Below are 16,140 nucleotides of genomic sequence, written 5' to 3'. Positions count from 1 at the left end.
GTTATTTACCGATACAGAACGAACCGAAAATTTGACCCAGAAGATCATCAGAAGTGAATTCACCGGTTATTTCATTGAGGTGCTGTTGGGTTAATCGTAGTTCTTCAGCCAGTATTTCACCTGCCATGTTGGCTTCGAGTTGCTCTTGACCCTGCAGTAAATGGGTTTTCGCTTTAGCCAGCGCTTCTAAATGGCGACGTCTTGCCATAAAGCTTCCCTCGGAGGTGGCGCTGTAGCCCACACAGTGCTTCAAGTGTTCACGAAGTAACTCAATACCATGACCGGTTTTGGCTGATAAATGAATAACCGGAATGCCGTTGTGTTCATCGATGCCGGTAGGCTCTTCGGATAAATCGACTTTATTGCGGATAACGGTGTAGGGCATGTCTTCCGGTAACTGAGCGAAAAATTCTGGCCATATGTCGTCAGGATGAATCGCTGAGGTTTCCTGACTGTCGACCATAAAGAGTACTCGGTCTGCCTGGCGAATTTCATCCCAGGCGCGCTCAATACCGATTTTTTCGACGTGATCGGGACTGTCACGTAAGCCGGCAGTATCAATAATGTGCAAAGGCATACCATCAATCTGAATATGTTCGCGCAGAACATCGCGGGTGGTTCCGGCTATTTCGGTGACAATGGCCGATTCTCGCCCGGCCAGTGCGTTGAGTAAGCTGGATTTACCCGCATTAGGACGACCGGCGATAACGATGCGCATGCCTTCACGCATCAAAGTTCCTTGCCGTGCTTCCTGTTCTATATGGAACAACTGATCGATTATTTCGGCTAGATCGCCGGAGACTTTGCCATCGGAGAGAAAGTCGATTTCTTCATCAGGAAAATCAATGGCTGCTTCAACATACATCCGCAGATGAATAACGGCGTCGACGAGCTGGTCAATTTTGTGAGAAAACTCGCCTTTTAAGCTTTGTAATGCTGCTTTAGCCGCTTGTTCAGAGTTGGTATCAATAAGATCTGCAATCGCCTCCGCCTGCGTGAGGTCGAGTTTATCATTTAAAAAGGCGCGCTCACTGAATTCCCCCGGACGCGCAGGGCGAATGCCGGGAATTTCCAAAATGGCCTTTATGATCATATCGATAAGAACCGGACCGCCATGGCCTTGCAGTTCTAAAACATCCTCGCCGGTAAAGGAGTTAGGGCCCGGAAAGTAAAGTGCGATGCCTTCATCCAGCAGTTGTTCCTGGAGATCATAAAAAGGGAGGTATTCAGCTTTACGAGGTTTGGGGCAATGGCCTAACAGCTTTTCTGCAACCGCTTTTGAGGCTTTTCCGCTAACGCGAACAATACCAACACCACCACGACCGGGTGGGGTCGCTTGAGCCACAATGGTGTCATTAAAATCCGTATCCGTCTGCATCTGTTTTCAGTGCTCCCAATAGAACAAAAGCCCAGCCGTAGCCGGGCTTTTATGCTGGATTACTTCTTGTTTCGAACGTTAATCCCTTTTTTCTCTAAGCCCCGGTAAATGATCAACATTTGCGCAATGGTAATCAAGTTACTGACCAACCAGTACAGTACCAGACCTGACGGGAACCACAGGAAGAACACCGTAAAGATAACTGGCATATACTGGAACAGCTTCTGCTGCATCGGGTCGGCCGTTGGTGTCGGTTGCAGTTTCTGCATCAAGAACATACTGGCACCCATTAATATAGGCAGGATGTAGTATGGGTCTTTGGTTGACAGATCCTGAATCCAGAATACAAACGCTGAATGGCGCAGTTCAACACTTTCCAGCAGAACCCAGTACAGAGCCAGGAATATAGGAAGCTGTAAAAGCATTGGCAGACAGCCGCCCAGAGGATTCACTTTTTCCTCTTTGTAGAGCTTCATCATGGCACCGGACATTTTCTGTCGGTCGGAACCATAGCGCTCACGCAGAGCCGTCATTTTAGGCTGCAGCATACGCATCTTAGCCATAGAAACGTATTGTGCTTTCGTTAACGGGAATAACAGCGCTTTGACAATAACTGTCGTCAGAATAATGGCCAGACCCCAGTTAATAACGATGCTTTGTAAAAACTGCAGAAGTTTAAAGATTGGCTGAGCCAACCACCAGAGGAAGCCGTAATCGACGGTTAAGTCCAGATTCTCAACAATTTTAGCCATAGCATCCTGGTCTTTTGGACCCAGGTAAAGCTGAGATTCAATGGTCTCTGAGCTACCAGGCTGAATTGACGTCATTGGATAAATGGCACCGATGATGGCCTGACTACCATTTGCAACGCGTGAGAATAAACGGTTTTGCTGTTGCTGAGTTGGAACCCATGCTGAAACGAAATAATGCTCTAGCATACCGACCCAGCCGGTTTGTGAGTTAACGTTTAAGCGTTTGTCCAACATGTCATCAAAATCGTATTTCTCAAATTTGTCGTCGTCGTGGGAGTACGCTGCACCAAAGTACGTCGGCATGATCATGCTGCCACTTTCGCCGGTTGCCATTGAGCGTTTTAGTTGCCCATAGAACTGCGTATTAAGTGTATTATTGGTGTTGTTGTCAATTTCAAAGCGAACATCGACGTTGTACTTGCCTGGCGTGAAAGTAAATACTTTACGGTAAGTAGCGCCGTTCTGAGTTGTGAACGTTAACGGAACTTCAATGACTTCCGTTTCAGATTCATAACGTTCCTTTTCGTAATTATAAGATGGGCGGCCATTACCGCTCGCATCGATACCATCAGGGCCAATAAGTCCTGATTGGGCAATATAGACGTTATTAGAGCTGTTTTGAAGAAGCTGGAAGCGTTCTTCAGATCCCTGAGTTTTTGCAAACTCGAGTAACTGGGCCGAAACGATGTCGCCGCCGCGGGTATCAATTTCAACGTCTAGTACGTCGGTGCGCACACGAATGGTCGTTTCAGACTGCTGGGTTACAACAGGCTGATCACTTTCGGGGACATCTGCCGCAACTGCCGAACCACCTGAGGGCACATCGCTGTTTTCAGCGTTATTGCTCGATTGTGTTGAGGTAACGTTTTCGGGTGCTTTTGTTCCGGGTGCGGTTTCCACCATCCAATTCTGGTATAGGAAGAAAGACACCACTAAAAAGGCAATAAATAATATCGTGCGTGGCGAATTCATAGTGATTTCGTCTCTGTTGGCTGATTTAGTAAAGATTCGGATTCGCTTTTATTTTCTGGCTTGGCGTCTTGCTTTGCTGGTGGAACGGGGTCATAGCCGCCTTGGTGAGCGGGATGACATTTTCCAATTCGTACGGCAGCAAGGCCAATACCACGGATTGTACCGTGTTTTTGTATAGCCTCACAGGCATAATGTGAGCAAGACGGATAAAATCGACAGCGCGGGCCTAAGAGTGGGCTAATAAACCACTGATAAACTTTTATGAACGCGATTGGTATTGTTCGCAACGCTTTGCTAATTTTCGCCATAAATAATTCAACGTATCCCGTAATGCGGCGTTATCCTGCTCGACAATACCCTGCTTGGCAATAATTACAATGTCAAAAGCGGGAATTTTGTGTTGTCTTAAACGGAAAGTTTCACGTATTTGTCGTTTGATGCGGTTGCGGTCAACGGCGCGCTTAGCTCGCTTTTTGCTGACGGTAACACCAATACGTGGATGCCCTAATTCATTGGGAGTTGCCAACATAGTGACATGAGCAGTAACGGCTTTTACAGGAGGGTTTGAGAATACAGTCTGGAAATGAGAGGGAGTTAACAGGCGTAACTCCCTTCCGTATGAGATACTTTTATGCACTCAGTACTTTACGACCACGTGCACGGCGACGAGCCAGTACTTTGCGGCCATTTTTTGTTGCCATGCGAGCACGGAAACCGTGTGAACGCTTGCGCTTTAATACGCTTGGTTGAAATGTTCTTTTCATAACTCATATTCCATCGGTCAGTTTGCTATTTCCCACGCCGGCCGAAAAAGTTGAAACCAAACGTGAACGGAATTTTTTAGAGCGCGGATCTTACCGATCTTTTCGCATTGAGTCAATGACCATAGCTGGTTTTAGGTAATAAATCCTAAAATAATCTCATCCACAATCAGGCGACGCTATAATATTAATAATGTGGATAAAATAACAGTTATTCACTTTTTTCTTCTTTTTCCCTTTTTGCGGTACGGTGAGTTTTTAAGCAATTTATGCGCCAGTTTTGGTCTGTTCGGCTATTTTTTAACTCCTTTATTCATGCCGTTTTCAAGCAGTTTATGCTAGCGAATATGAACTGAGTGAAGTACAATCTTTGGTTATGATAATAAAGAAACGATCCAGGAGAAGAGTGTGAATAATTCGCTTTGGCAACAATGTGCAGAGCGACTGCAATCGGAGTTACCGTTACAGCAGTTCAACACGTGGATCAGGCCGCTACAAGCTAAACTCAATGGCGAAACACTGACCTTATTCGCACCGAATATTTATTCGGTCGACTGGGTGCGTGACAAGTACTTGAAAACCATCAATACGTATTTGGAAGCTTTGTGTGACGATAAAGTCCCAAACGTCGTTTTAAAGGTCGGTGAAGCCGCTCCGACACAAAGGGATAATGGATCTTCACAACGCACTGCTGCTACTCGCAGAAAGACGCCAAATTTCGCCTCAAGCAACTCCGATACCGAAGTTCCTTTCGAGAGCAATATTCATCCAGAGTACACTTTTGATAACTTTGTCGAGGGTAAATCGAACCAGCTTGCCCGGGCAGCGGCTATCCAGGTTGCTGAGAATCCAGGCGGCGTTTATAACCCGCTTTTTGTCTATGGCGGTACAGGCTTAGGTAAAACCCACTTATTGCATGCGGTAGGTAATGGCATCATGGCACATAAGAAGGACGCCAAGGTGTTTTACATTCGGGCCGAGCGTTTTGTTCAGGACATGGTTAACTCTATTCGTAACAGCTCGACTAATGAATTCAAACGTTACTATCGTTCGGTTGATGCCTTGCTGATTGATGACATCCACTTTTTTGCCAATAAAAAGGGCTCGCAGGAAGAATTTTTCCATACCTTTAATGCTTTGTTAGAGGGTAATCAGCAAATTATTATGACCAGCGATCTTTATCCTAAAGAAATAGACGGAGTGGAAGATCGATTGAAATCCCGTTTTGGCTGGGGTTTGACTATTGCCATCGAGCCGCCGGAGTTAGAGACTCGAGTTGCTATCTTAATGAGAAAGGCCGACGAGCGTGGTTTGAACATGCCGCATGAAGTTGCCTTTTTTATCGCAAAGCGATTACGGTCAAACGTTCGCGAGTTGGAAGGTGCGTTAAACCGAGTTGTCGCCAATGTGCAACTAACGGGGCGACCTATTACTATCGATTTTGTTCGGGAAGCCCTGCGTGACTTAATAGCGGCTCAAGAAAAATTGGTCACTATTGATAATATTCAGAAGACCGTAGCTGAATACTATAATATTAAATTAGCTGATATTTTATCGAAACGTCGAAGCCGTTCGGTTGCACGTCCGCGTCAGCTGGCAATGGCGTTAGCGAAGGAGCTAACCAATCACAGTTTACCGGAAATTGGTGATGCATTCGGTGGTCGGGATCACACAACGGTTTTGCATGCTTGTCGTAAAATTCAAGAATTAAAAGATGCGCAGCACGACATAAAAGAAGACTATAGAAATCTTATTCGAACATTGTCGTCATAAAGTGTCGTTATAAACAGGGGACTCAGTCATGAAATTTTCAATTAACCGCGATGCTTTTCTCAAGCCACTGCAGGTTGTTAGCGGCGCTGTTGAGCGGCGGCATACGTTACCTATTTTATCGAATCTGCTGCTGCAGGTTGATAACGGTCAGCTTAAACTGACAGGAACGGATCTCGAAGTTGAGCTCGTTTCAGCGGTTCCGCTCGAGTCGGCGGACATGGATGCTGCGGTTACCGTTCCCGCGAAAAAGCTGTTGGATATCGTGCGAAGTTTACCCGAAGGTTCAACTATCGAGTTCACCTCTCAGGAAGATACGGCAACCGTTAAATCCGGTCGCAGTAAATTTAAACTCAGTACGTTATCCTCGGACGACTTTCCAAATATCGACGACTGGAAAAGCGATATTCATCTTGTAACTGAACAAGCCATATTGAAAGATTTAATGGAAAAAACGCATTTTTCTATGGCGAATCAGGATGTCCGTTATTACCTGAATGGTATGTTGTTCGAAACGGATAATGGCATGCTGCGTTCCGTTGCAACCGATGGTCATCGTTTGGCGATGAGTACCTGTGCAATTGACCAACCGGGGTTAGCACAACGTCAGGTTATTGTTCCGCGTAAAGGGGTGGTCGAACTGCTTCGCTTATTGGGTGATGACGATCAGGAAGTGTCTATTTCTATTGGTAATAACCATATTCGAGTGGAAACACCTGAGCTTGTTTTTACCAGTAAACTTGTTGATGGGCGTTTCCCTGATTATCGTCGGGTCTTACCAAGCGGTGGTGATAAAGTTGTTGTGGCTCATCGAGATGCCTTGAGACAGTCTTTCGGACGTGCCTCTATTTTATCGAATGAGAAGTTTCGCGGCGTAAGATTGAATTTAAGCAGTGGCGAACTTTGCATCACGGCAACGAACCCTGAGCAGGAACAAGCTGAAGAAGTTATTGAAGTCGAGTACCAGGGAGATGATCTGGAAATTGGTTTTAATGTGAGCTATTTGCTTGATGTGCTCAATAACATAGATGATGAGCAAGTTTCTTTTACGTTATCTGATTCTAATAGCAGCGCGCTCATTGAGCCACAACATGACGAGTCTTGCTGCTACGTCATCATGCCAATGCGCTTGTAACACTAAGCATTAATGTTCATCGAGACGTTGAACCTTAGCCACTTCCGAAATTTTTCGGAGGTGGCTTTGTCTCCCAGCCCCAAAATTAATGTCATAACCGGAGACAATGGCTCCGGTAAAACTAGTCTGCTTGAAGCTATTTATCTGTTAGGTTTTGGTCGGTCTTTCCGACCCGGTGGCTTTCGTCAGTTGATCAAGGAAGGCAATCAAGGCTTTACAGTTTTTTGTCGTTCACAAGATTATGCGATAGGTGTGAGACGAAGTAGTGATGGTGAGCAGTCACTTCGGTTAAACGGTGCTAATGTCCAACGTATGTCAGATGTCGCACGTTTAGTTCCGGTACAACTCCTTACACCTGAATCAGTCGATATTCTTTTAGAAGGTCCTGGCCAGAGGCGGCAATTCATAGATTGGGGAGTGTTCCACGTGGAACACTCTTTCTATTCTGACTGGGTTGCTTACACGCAGCTTCTTAAGCAGAGAAACAGTTTACTAAAACAGCGCTCACTACCAGTTCGAGAAGATCGATATTGGAAGGAGCAGTTGGCTTATTACGGTGAGCGAATTAGTAAAAGTCGCGAAAAATATCTAGAAGAACTGAATGATTATATACAAGAACTAGCGAAATCTTTTCTCTCCGATGTTACAATGGAGGTTCGATTAAAATCAGGCTGGGATACTAGCCAAACTTTATTTGACGCCTTAGAAAGCCATACAGAGAAAGATAAGAAATACGGTTTTACCTCAGTTGGGGCACATAAGGCTGATATTAAAGTGATAGCGGATGGCGTAGAAGTAAAACATCGCTTATCTCGCGGCCAATTAAAAACCGCGATAACCGCTTTGAAGTTAGCGCAGGGAAAGCATTACCAAAAAATAAAAAGGCAACCCTGCATCTATTTGGTCGATGATTTAACGTCAGAGCTTGATTCGAGAAACCAAGAGTTGCTCTGTCGAGAGCTGGAAAATCTAGACGCACAAGTGTTTATCACCGCAATTACTGGAAAGCAGTTGTCGGATAAATTTCAAAAATCACCTCAAATGTTCCACGTGGAACATGGGGTAATAAACGAATGATATCGAGATAATACTATGGAAGAAAATAATTACGGTTCATCGAGTATCAAGGTTCTGAAAGGGTTGGATGCGGTTCGTAAACGCCCAGGTATGTACATTGGTGACACGGATGATGGAACGGGTCTGCACCACATGGTTTTTGAAGTTGTCGATAACTCTATTGACGAAGCCTTAGCGGGCCATTGTTCAGAAATTATGGTTACCATTCATTCTGACGGATCAGTCAGCGTGAAAGATGATGGTCGCGGAATTCCCGTTGATATACACGAAGAAGAGGGCGTTTCAGCTGCACAGGTTATTATGACTGTATTGCACGCTGGAGGTAAATTTGACGACAACTCTTATAAAGTGTCTGGTGGTTTGCATGGCGTTGGTATCTCCGTTGTAAATGCGTTGTCAGAGAAGTTACAACTCACTATCCGTAGACAAGGTCAGGTGTACGAACAGACTTATCATATGGGTGAGCCCGATAGTGACGTGAAACCTGTGGGTGAAACAGATACAACCGGTACCGAACTGCGCTTTTGGCCTAGCCACGAAACCTTCACTAACACCGAGTTTCACTACGATATTCTAGCGAAGCGCCTGAGGGAGCTTTCATTCCTTAACTCTGGTGTTGGTATACGCTTGCGCGACGAGCGCGATGACCGCGAAGATTTGTTTAAATATGAAGGCGGTATTGCTGCTTTCGTAAATTACTTAAACCAGAACAAAACACCGATTCACCAAAAAGCCTTCTATTTCTCTATTCAAAGAGAAGACGGTATTGGAGTTGAGGTGAGTATGCAGTGGAATGACTCGTTCCAGGAAAACATTTACTGCTTTACAAATAATATTCCACAGCGTGATGGTGGTACCCACTTAGCCGGGTTCCGCGCAGCTTTGACCCGTACCTTAAACACGTACATGGAAAAAGAAGGCTTTACGAAGAAAACCAAAACCTCTGCGACGGGCGATGATGCTCGTGAAGGTTTAACTGCAATTATATCCGTTAAAGTTCCGGACCCTAAGTTCTCTTCTCAAACTAAAGATAAATTGGTTTCTTCTGAAGTGAAGTCTGCTGTTGAGCAGACGATGAATGAACAGTTAGCGGATTATCTATTAGAAAATCCGGGAGAGTCGAAGCTCATTATCAATAAAATTATTGATGCGGCAAGAGCTCGCGAAGCTGCTCGTAAAGCACGTGAAATGACACGTCGCAAAGGTGCTTTGGATATTGCGGGCCTACCAGGTAAATTAGCTGACTGTCAGGAAAAAGACCCGGCGCTATCTGAACTTTATATTGTGGAGGGTGACTCTGCAGGGGGCTCGGCCAAACAAGGTCGTAACCGTAAAAACCAAGCTATACTGCCGCTTAAAGGTAAAATTCTTAACGTAGAAAAAGCACGCTTTGACAAAATGTTGTCCTCGGTAGAGGTTGGAACGTTAATTACGGCTATGGGCTGTGGTATTGGGCGTGACGAATACAATCCAGATAAAACACGTTATCACCGTATTATTATAATGACGGATGCGGACGTTGACGGATCTCACATTCGAACACTGCTTCTGACCTTTTTCTATCGCCAAATGCCGGAAATTATTGAGCGCGGATACATTTACATTGCTCAGCCTCCTTTGTATAAGGTCAAAAAAGGCAAGCAAGAAGTTTATATCAAAGATGATCCTGCGCTGATTCGTTACCTTACCAGTTTGGCTTTGGATAATGCGTCTTTGCACGTTAACGATACGGCTCCGGGAATTGCTGGTGATAAGCTTGAAGCATTGGTTAATGGCTATCAAATGGCCCAGGAAAACATCAAACGTTTAAGCCGCCGTATGCCGGAGCGATTCTTGCAACGTTTGTTTTATGCGCCTCGCCTAACAGACGATCGCTTAAAAGATAAAGGTTACATGGAAACATGGGTTAAAACATTAAACGATGATTTAACCGCCCGTGAAATCAATTCAGCAACTTATACGGTTTCTTTGCATGAAGACTCCGAGCGCAAAATGTGGTTGCCAACAACAACGATTCGTCAGCACGGTGTTGATACTGATTATCCACTTAACTATGAATTCCTGATGTCGAAAGATTACGAACAAATAGTGACGCTTGGTGAGGAAATAGATTCATTGGTTGAGGAAGGTGGTTATGTTCTCCGTGGCGAGAAAAAACAACCTGTGAGTCATTTCGTTGATGCCGTTGACTGGTTAATCAGTGAATCTAAGCGTGGACTTTATGTACAGCGTTACAAAGGTCTGGGTGAAATGAACCCTGGTCAGTTATGGGAAACCACAATGGATCCGGATAGTCGCCGTATGTTGCAAGTGACAATTGAAGATGCAATTGGTGCTGATCAGTTGTTTACGACGTTAATGGGTGATGAAGTTGAACCACGTAGAGCCTTTATTGAATCTAACGCGTTGAAGGTTGCTAACCTGGACGTCTAGCGAAAACAGCAGTTGAAAAAGGAAACAAAAAAGCCGGCTCATGAAAATGAAGCCGGCTTTTTATTTATTAAAAATCAACGTGTTACTGAAGAAGAGAGATGTCTGCAATTTCCAGGAACAACTGACGCAGTCTAAACAGCAAGTTAAGCCGATTAATACGAACCTTATCGTCTTCAGCATTCACCATCACATGTTCAAAAAATGCGTCGACAGGCTCTTTAAGCTGAGATAAATGGGTAAGGGCGTCGCTGTAGTTACCGTCAGAGATAAGTGGCTCAACGGCGCCCTCAGTTTGTTTAACTCGCTGATAAAGTGCCGTTTCGGCTTCTTCCTGTAAAAGCGCGTCATCCACCGTCCCTGAGATATCTTCGTTCGATTTTGCCAGTATATTACCCACTCGCTTATTGGCTGCGGCAAGGCTGGCCGAAGAGTCCATCGATTTGAATGCTTGAACCGCTTTCACTCGCTGATCGAAATCGGTTGGCTTCGACGGCGACCGAGCCAGTACGGATTGAATCACATCAACCGAAATACCTTGGTCCTGATACCAGGGACGAAAACGGCCTAACAGAAAGTCGAAAACGTCGGCAGTGACTGTTTTGTTTGATAATTTACTGCCGAAGCCTTCTGCCGAAGCCGCCAGAAGCTCATTTAAATCTAGTGGGAGCTCGCGTTCAACCAGGGTTCTTAGTAAACCCAGCGCAGCCCGACGCAGAGCAAAGGGATCGCGGTCACCTTTAGGAACCTGACCAATACCAAAAATACCAACCAGCGTATCCAGTTTATCGGCTAAAGCGACGGCACAAGCTTCTTGCGTATCCGGCAAATCATCTCCGGAAAAGCGCGGCCAATAGTGCTGCTCTATTGCTTCCGCAACAGTGGAGCTTTCGCCATCGTTCAGCGCATAGTGCTTACCCATAACTCCCTGAGTTTCAGGGAATTCTGAAACCATATCGGAAACCAGATCCGCTTTGCATAATAAGCCGGCTCTTTCTGCTACCTTTACATCCGCACTTAGCTGATGAGAAATTTTACCTGCTAATATTGAAATACGACGCGCTTTGTCACCGATGCTACCCAGATCTTTCTGGAACAGTACAGAATCCAGTGCAGAAACACGCGACTCTAGCGTCTTTTTCTTATCGGACTCGAAGAAGAACTGCGCATCCGCCAGGCGAGGGCGAACGACCTTCTCATTACCTTCAATAATTTGTTGCGGATCGCGGCTTTCAATGTTGGTGATGAAAATGAACTGAGAGAGTAAGTTACCTTTGCCATCTTCAACAGGGAAGTAACGCTGATCATCCTTCATGGTAACAATTAGCGGCTCTTTAGGTACGGCTAAGAAACCTTGATCAAAACTTGCGGTTAATGCTACCGGCCATTCGACCAGCGCTGCAACTTCTTCAACCAACTCGTTATCCTGAATAACTTCGCCGCCAAGTTGGGAAGCCAGGCGTGATACTTCCGATTGAATGGTCTCAATACGCTCTTCGAAGTTAGCGATAACTTTCGCGTCGCGCAGTTTAGCAACGTAGTTATCAACATGATCCAGTTCAAAACCTTTGGGAGAATGGAAGCGGTGTCCCTGAATAAAACGAGCGCTCTTAGTTTCCAGTATCTCTGCCTCAATTAATTCACTACCCAGCATGACGGTTAGTGTATGAACTGGACGAATGAACTGAGCGGTACTATTGCCCCAGCGCATAGGTTTTGGGATAGGTAAGGCTTTAATTGCAGCTTCCAGCATGCCTTGTACCAGTTGGTCCAGACCTTGGCCTTTAACGGTGGCCTTATGCAGCAACCACTCGCCTTTATCCGTTTTTAGACGATCGGCTTCATCGACGGTGATACCGTTAGAGCGAGCCCAGCCTTTGGCTGCTTTCGTTGGCTTGCCGGAATCATCAAAAGCCACATTAACTGCCGGTCCGCGTTTCTCAACAACCTTATCTTGCTGCTCTGTTTCAACCTGTTTGACTAACACCGCTAACCGACGTGGGGTGGCATAAGCTTCAATACTATCAAAACTCAACTCAGCGCTTGTTAATCCAGACTCAATACCCGTTTTTAAGCTGTCACGAAGAGATTTTAACGCCTTTGGAGGCAGTTCTTCGGTACCCAACTCAATCAATAAGTTTTCTTTATGCACGGCTCTGCTCTCCTTAGTTCGCTGTTGGCTTGTTTGCATCGTCGGCTAAAGGGAAGCCAAGAGCTTCGCGCGCCTGATAGTAAACTTCGGCAACAGCTTTCGCCATGGTTCTGACACGAAGTATGTAACGTTGTCTTTCGGTCACAGAGATAGCGTGTCGGGCATCCAGTAAATTAAAGGCATGAGATGCTCGCATCACCTGCTCATATGCGGGTAAAGCCAGTGATTTTTCAATGAGCAGTTCACATTCTTTTTCGCAGTCGTCAAAGCGACGGAAAAGCACATCGACGTCGGCGTACTCAAAGTTGTAAGTCGATTGTTCCACTTCGTTTTGATGGAAAACATCACGATACAAGATCTTACCGCGCGGGCCGTCAGTCCAGACCAGGTCGTAGATGCTGTCCACACCCTGGATGTACATAGCCAAGCGTTCAAGACCATATGTAATTTCGCCGGCCACCGGACGACACTCAATACCGCCAACTTGTTGGAAGTAAGTAAACTGTGTGACTTCCATGCCATTAAGCCAAACTTCCCAGCCCAGACCCCAGGCGCCCAGCGTGGGTGATTCCCAGTTGTCTTCAACGAAGCGTATGTCGTGAGTCAGCGTATCGAAGCCAAGCATTTCTAAAGACCCCAGATAAAGCTCCTGAATGTCTTTAGGCGAAGGCTTCATGATGACTTGGAATTGATAATAGTGCTGCAGCCGGTTTGGGTTTTCGCCATAACGACCATCAGTAGGGCGGCGACAGGGCTGCACATAAGCAAAACTGGCCGGTTCCGGACCCAACGAGCGCAGAAACGTCATTGGATGAAAGGTGCCTGCACCAACCTCCATATCTAATGGCTGAACCACGGCACAGCCTTGCTGAGCCCAGTAATCCTGAAGAGCAAGAATAAGCCCCTGAAAGGTTTTCACATCGTATTTCGACATACGCATTCTCTGCTTTGTTATTTGTGGTTGACCAATGGTCGAAAAATATGCGTAGATTATACCCTCTGAAGCGCCTTGGTTATAGGGGAAGGCATGACAAATAATGAACCAGAACGGTGTTCCTGGTGCGAATCTGCCGATGATTACCGCATTTACCATGACAATGTTTGGGGGCGGCCGGTACGTGACCCGAAAGAACTCTTCGCTAAACTCTGTCTGGATGGCCAGCAAGCGGGCCTTAGTTGGATAACCATTTTGCGCAAACAAGCGGGCTACGAGAAAGCCTTTTTAGACTTTGACCCACAAGCTATTGTGGCAATGAGTGACGCTGACCGGGAATTGTTGTACAGCAACCGTGACATTATCCGCAGTAAAGCGAAAATCGATGCGATTTTTACCAATGCCGAAGCCTTTTTAAAGTTAGAAGAAAAAGGCATTCAGTTTGAGCAATGGCTCTGGGCGTTTGTGGGTGGTTCACCGATTATTAATGCCTATCGAGCGCAAAGTGAGATCCCGACAACGACAGAAGCTTCCCATAACATGGCAAAAGCGTTAAAAAAGGAAGGCTTTCAGTTTGTCGGGCCGACCATTTGCTATGCTTTTATGCAAGCAGTTGGTATGGTGAACGACCATGTTATTAGCTGTCATTGCTATCAGCCGGTTGCTGACCAAATGAAACAGTTTACGTTGTAAAATGAGCGAAGGACGAATGATAGAAATTACTCTTGCGGATTATAGTAACTCCAAGCATCGTAATGCCGTTATAGCCATGTTGGATGCTTACGCTAAAGACCCAATGGGTGGTGGTGAAGGCATATCAGATGAAGTTAAAGAGAGTCTGATAGATGAAATGGCAAAAAGAGACCATGTCTTTTCTTTGCTGGCCTACGATGGTGACACCCCGGTTGGCGTTGCAAACTGTGTAGAAGGCTTCTCAACCTTCGCTGCAAAACCATTAATGAATATTCACGACATAGCCGTTATTCCGGAATATCGGGGCCAGGGCGTTGCGCGTAAACTGCTGGAAGAAGTGAAAACACTGGCAGAATTCCGTGGCTGCGTGAAGCTGACATTGGAAGTGCTGGAAAACAATGACCGTGCCAAGCAGGCCTACAAAAACTTTGGCTTCGAACCCTACGAACTGGGCGAAGTGGGTCAGGCTGAGTTCTGGGAAATGTACTTAAATAAAGATAAAGCCTGATGCCTAAAGGTCAGGCTCTTAGTGGGACTTCCTAACCCAGTAGCGGTAAGGCATCTCTTCGGTTTCAGAAGCAACCAGCTCATGCTCCATAAACTCGCAAAAGCCCGGAATATCGCGGGTTGTTGCGGGATCATCCGCTATAATCAGCAATACTTCACCAACCTGCATTTTACGAATAGCCGCACGAACTAACATGACGGGCTCTGGGCATTTAAGGCCAAGGGTATCGAGTTCTTTGTCGCAGTTAATCTGGGTCATGACTTCTTTAAAAGATGTTAAGCGAAATTGCCGAGTAGTTTAACACTTTCGCGCTTAATAGGTGAGGGGGAGTGATGGATTGCACCGCTGTTTGTTGGCGGGAAATACTCAGAAACTGTCTGCAGCCATGGATGGCTGCAGTCAAGCCCCCAGGGATGATGGGATGGACACCTCGCTTTACACGGCATCGTAATGCGCCATTATTGAAGTGATGTGTTCAATAATCTCAAACGAGGTGTCCACCCATGAAAGTTACAACAATTAGTATCGACTTAGCAAAAACTGTTTTTCAAGTCTGCGGAACGAATCAAGCGGGATCTGAAGTGTTCAACCGTCAAGTCCGAAGAAACAAATTGCTCGAGACCGTTATACAGTTCCCAGGTGCAGATGTTGTGATGGAGGCATGCAGTGGCTCTAACTACTGGGGGCGTTTGTTTATTAAGCACGGTTTAACCGTAAAGCTCATCCCTCCTCAGCATGTAAAACCATTTGTACGTGGAAATAAAAACGACCGTAATGATGCTTTTGCTATTTCTGAAGCATCACGTCGACCCAACCTAATCTTTACCCAGCCACGATCGGTAGCAGCTACTGATATGGCTGTTTTACACCGGATCCGTGACCGTCGCCAAGGTTCATTAACCCGCCTAACAAACCAAATCCGTGGTTTGTTAAATGAATATGGGATTGTTATTCCTCAAGGTATTGAGCATTTACGTCGTCACATTCCATTAGTTTTGGAAGATGCAGACAATGAACTTTCTCAATTAATGCGCTCAGAGCTACACAGTTTGTATGAGGAATGGTGCATGATGGCATCGCTCATCAAGCAACATGATAAAGCTATTGAGCAGTTTGCACGCGCCGATGAACAAACTACTTTGTTAATGACAGCCCGTGGTATTGGCTCCATTACGGCCACAGCACTTATGAGTGTGATGGGAAGTCCGGCAAACTATAAAAATGGGCGGCACTTTGCCTCATCGTTAGGACTAACCCCTTCAGAGTATTCTAGTGGTGGTAAGCAGAAGCTTGGGCGTATCACAAAACGAGGAAATCGCTATGTGCGCAAGCTTCTTGTTCAGTGCGCGATGAGCCATGTTCGGCATTTGGAAAGCCGAACGGATAATCTGTCATTATGGCTGAAGAAGCTGAAAGACCGGAGAGGCGTGCAAGTTGCCGCTATCGCATTAGCAAACAAATTGGCCCGAATCTCCTGGGCGATGCTACACAAGCAGCAGGAATTTAAATTGAATTAAAACAGTATTTAAGTCTCATCCAGCAATGCGTAGTTGCATGGTGCAACACCCTTGAGATGCC

15 protein-coding genes are annotated in these 16,140 nt (G+C 45.8%); 7 read left to right on the top strand and 8 right to left on the bottom strand.

Translation table 11 applies throughout. From position 1 onward, the window contains the following. Position 1: 1 nt before the first annotated feature. The 5 genes from mnmE to rpmH are packed head-to-tail and all read right to left on the bottom strand — an operon-like array spanning position 2 to position 3,866. On the bottom strand, positions 2 to 1,378 hold the full coding sequence (gene mnmE, locus CWI78_RS07010; RefSeq protein WP_126781589.1) for a tRNA uridine-5-carboxymethylaminomethyl(34) synthesis GTPase MnmE: 1,377 nt from the start codon (positions 1,376 to 1,378) through the stop codon (positions 2 to 4). A 59-nt stretch (positions 1,379 to 1,437) separates the two neighbouring features. Beyond that, on the bottom strand, positions 1,438 to 3,102 hold the full coding sequence (yidC, locus tag CWI78_RS07005; RefSeq protein WP_126781587.1) for a membrane protein insertase YidC: 1,665 nt from the start codon (positions 3,100 to 3,102) through the stop codon (positions 1,438 to 1,440). Continuing rightward, complete coding sequence (gene yidD / locus CWI78_RS07000; RefSeq protein WP_126781585.1) at positions 3,099 to 3,410, bottom strand: membrane protein insertion efficiency factor YidD; 312 nt, start codon at positions 3,408 to 3,410, stop codon at positions 3,099 to 3,101. Before yidD ends, yidC begins: the two co-directional genes overlap by 4 nt. Continuing rightward, the gene (gene rnpA, locus CWI78_RS06995; protein ID WP_011235862.1) at positions 3,362 to 3,739 is read right to left on the bottom strand and encodes a ribonuclease P protein component; all 378 of its coding nucleotides are present in this window, start codon (positions 3,737 to 3,739) and stop codon (positions 3,362 to 3,364) included. Before rnpA ends, yidD begins: the two co-directional genes overlap by 49 nt. Further along, on the bottom strand, positions 3,732 to 3,866 hold the full coding sequence (gene rpmH / locus CWI78_RS06990; protein WP_011235863.1) for a 50S ribosomal protein L34: 135 nt from the start codon (positions 3,864 to 3,866) through the stop codon (positions 3,732 to 3,734). Before rpmH ends, rnpA begins: the two co-directional genes overlap by 8 nt. Before the next feature lie 405 nt (positions 3,867 to 4,271). On the opposite strand from rpmH, the gene dnaA reads away from it, so the two are divergent. The 4 genes from dnaA to gyrB are packed head-to-tail and all read left to right on the top strand — an operon-like array spanning position 4,272 to position 10,278. Then, positions 4,272 to 5,636: a chromosomal replication initiator protein DnaA gene (gene dnaA / locus CWI78_RS06985; protein ID WP_244213089.1), complete on the top strand. Its 1,365-nt coding sequence runs from the start codon at positions 4,272 to 4,274 to the stop codon at positions 5,634 to 5,636. Between the two features lie 28 nt (positions 5,637 to 5,664). Next, a complete protein-coding gene (gene dnaN / locus CWI78_RS06980; protein ID WP_126781581.1) occupies positions 5,665 to 6,768 on the top strand; it encodes a DNA polymerase III subunit beta in 1,104 nt (367 codons plus the stop codon). A 12-nt stretch (positions 6,769 to 6,780) separates the two neighbouring features. Continuing rightward, positions 6,781 to 7,845 (top strand): DNA replication/repair protein RecF, encoded by a 1,065-nt coding sequence (recF, locus tag CWI78_RS06975; RefSeq protein WP_126781580.1) that lies wholly within the window; start codon positions 6,781 to 6,783, stop codon positions 7,843 to 7,845. Between the two features lie 15 nt (positions 7,846 to 7,860). Next, positions 7,861 to 10,278 (top strand): DNA topoisomerase (ATP-hydrolyzing) subunit B, encoded by a 2,418-nt coding sequence (gene gyrB, locus CWI78_RS06970; protein WP_126781579.1) that lies wholly within the window; start codon positions 7,861 to 7,863, stop codon positions 10,276 to 10,278. A gap of 82 nt (positions 10,279 to 10,360) precedes the next feature. Here the strand turns inward: gyrB and glyS are convergent, their stop codons facing one another. Together glyS and glyQ are read right to left on the bottom strand one after the other, a co-directional pair. Further along, the gene (glyS, locus tag CWI78_RS06965; protein WP_126781577.1) at positions 10,361 to 12,427 is read right to left on the bottom strand and encodes a glycine--tRNA ligase subunit beta; all 2,067 of its coding nucleotides are present in this window, start codon (positions 12,425 to 12,427) and stop codon (positions 10,361 to 10,363) included. 13 nt (positions 12,428 to 12,440) lie between these two features. Continuing rightward, positions 12,441 to 13,361, bottom strand: coding sequence for a glycine--tRNA ligase subunit alpha (glyQ, locus tag CWI78_RS06960; RefSeq protein WP_126781576.1), 921 nt, complete (start codon positions 13,359 to 13,361; stop codon positions 12,441 to 12,443). A gap of 93 nt (positions 13,362 to 13,454) precedes the next feature. Between glyQ and CWI78_RS06955 the strand changes: the two genes are divergently transcribed. Next, the gene (locus CWI78_RS06955; protein ID WP_126781574.1) at positions 13,455 to 14,054 is read left to right on the top strand and encodes a DNA-3-methyladenine glycosylase I; all 600 of its coding nucleotides are present in this window, start codon (positions 13,455 to 13,457) and stop codon (positions 14,052 to 14,054) included. Between the two features lie 16 nt (positions 14,055 to 14,070). Continuing rightward, positions 14,071 to 14,562 (top strand): GNAT family N-acetyltransferase, encoded by a 492-nt coding sequence (locus tag CWI78_RS06950; RefSeq protein ID WP_126781572.1) that lies wholly within the window; start codon positions 14,071 to 14,073, stop codon positions 14,560 to 14,562. Positions 14,563 to 14,580: 18 nt separating this feature from the next. On the opposite strand, the gene tusA is transcribed toward CWI78_RS06950, so the two are convergent. Beyond that, a complete protein-coding gene (gene tusA / locus CWI78_RS06945) occupies positions 14,581 to 14,820 on the bottom strand; it encodes a sulfurtransferase TusA (protein ID WP_126781570.1) in 240 nt (79 codons plus the stop codon). Between the two features lie 245 nt (positions 14,821 to 15,065). Between tusA and CWI78_RS06940 the strand changes: the two genes are divergently transcribed. Then, positions 15,066 to 16,079 (top strand): IS110 family RNA-guided transposase, encoded by a 1,014-nt coding sequence (locus tag CWI78_RS06940; RefSeq protein WP_126781568.1) that lies wholly within the window; start codon positions 15,066 to 15,068, stop codon positions 16,077 to 16,079. Positions 16,080 to 16,140 lie beyond the last annotated feature (61 nt).

It is taken from the genome of Idiomarina ramblicola, assembly GCF_003987255.1.
GTDB lineage: Bacteria > Pseudomonadota > Gammaproteobacteria > Enterobacterales > Alteromonadaceae > Idiomarina > Idiomarina ramblicola.
This window is presented reverse-complemented; position numbering and strand designations above follow the sequence as displayed.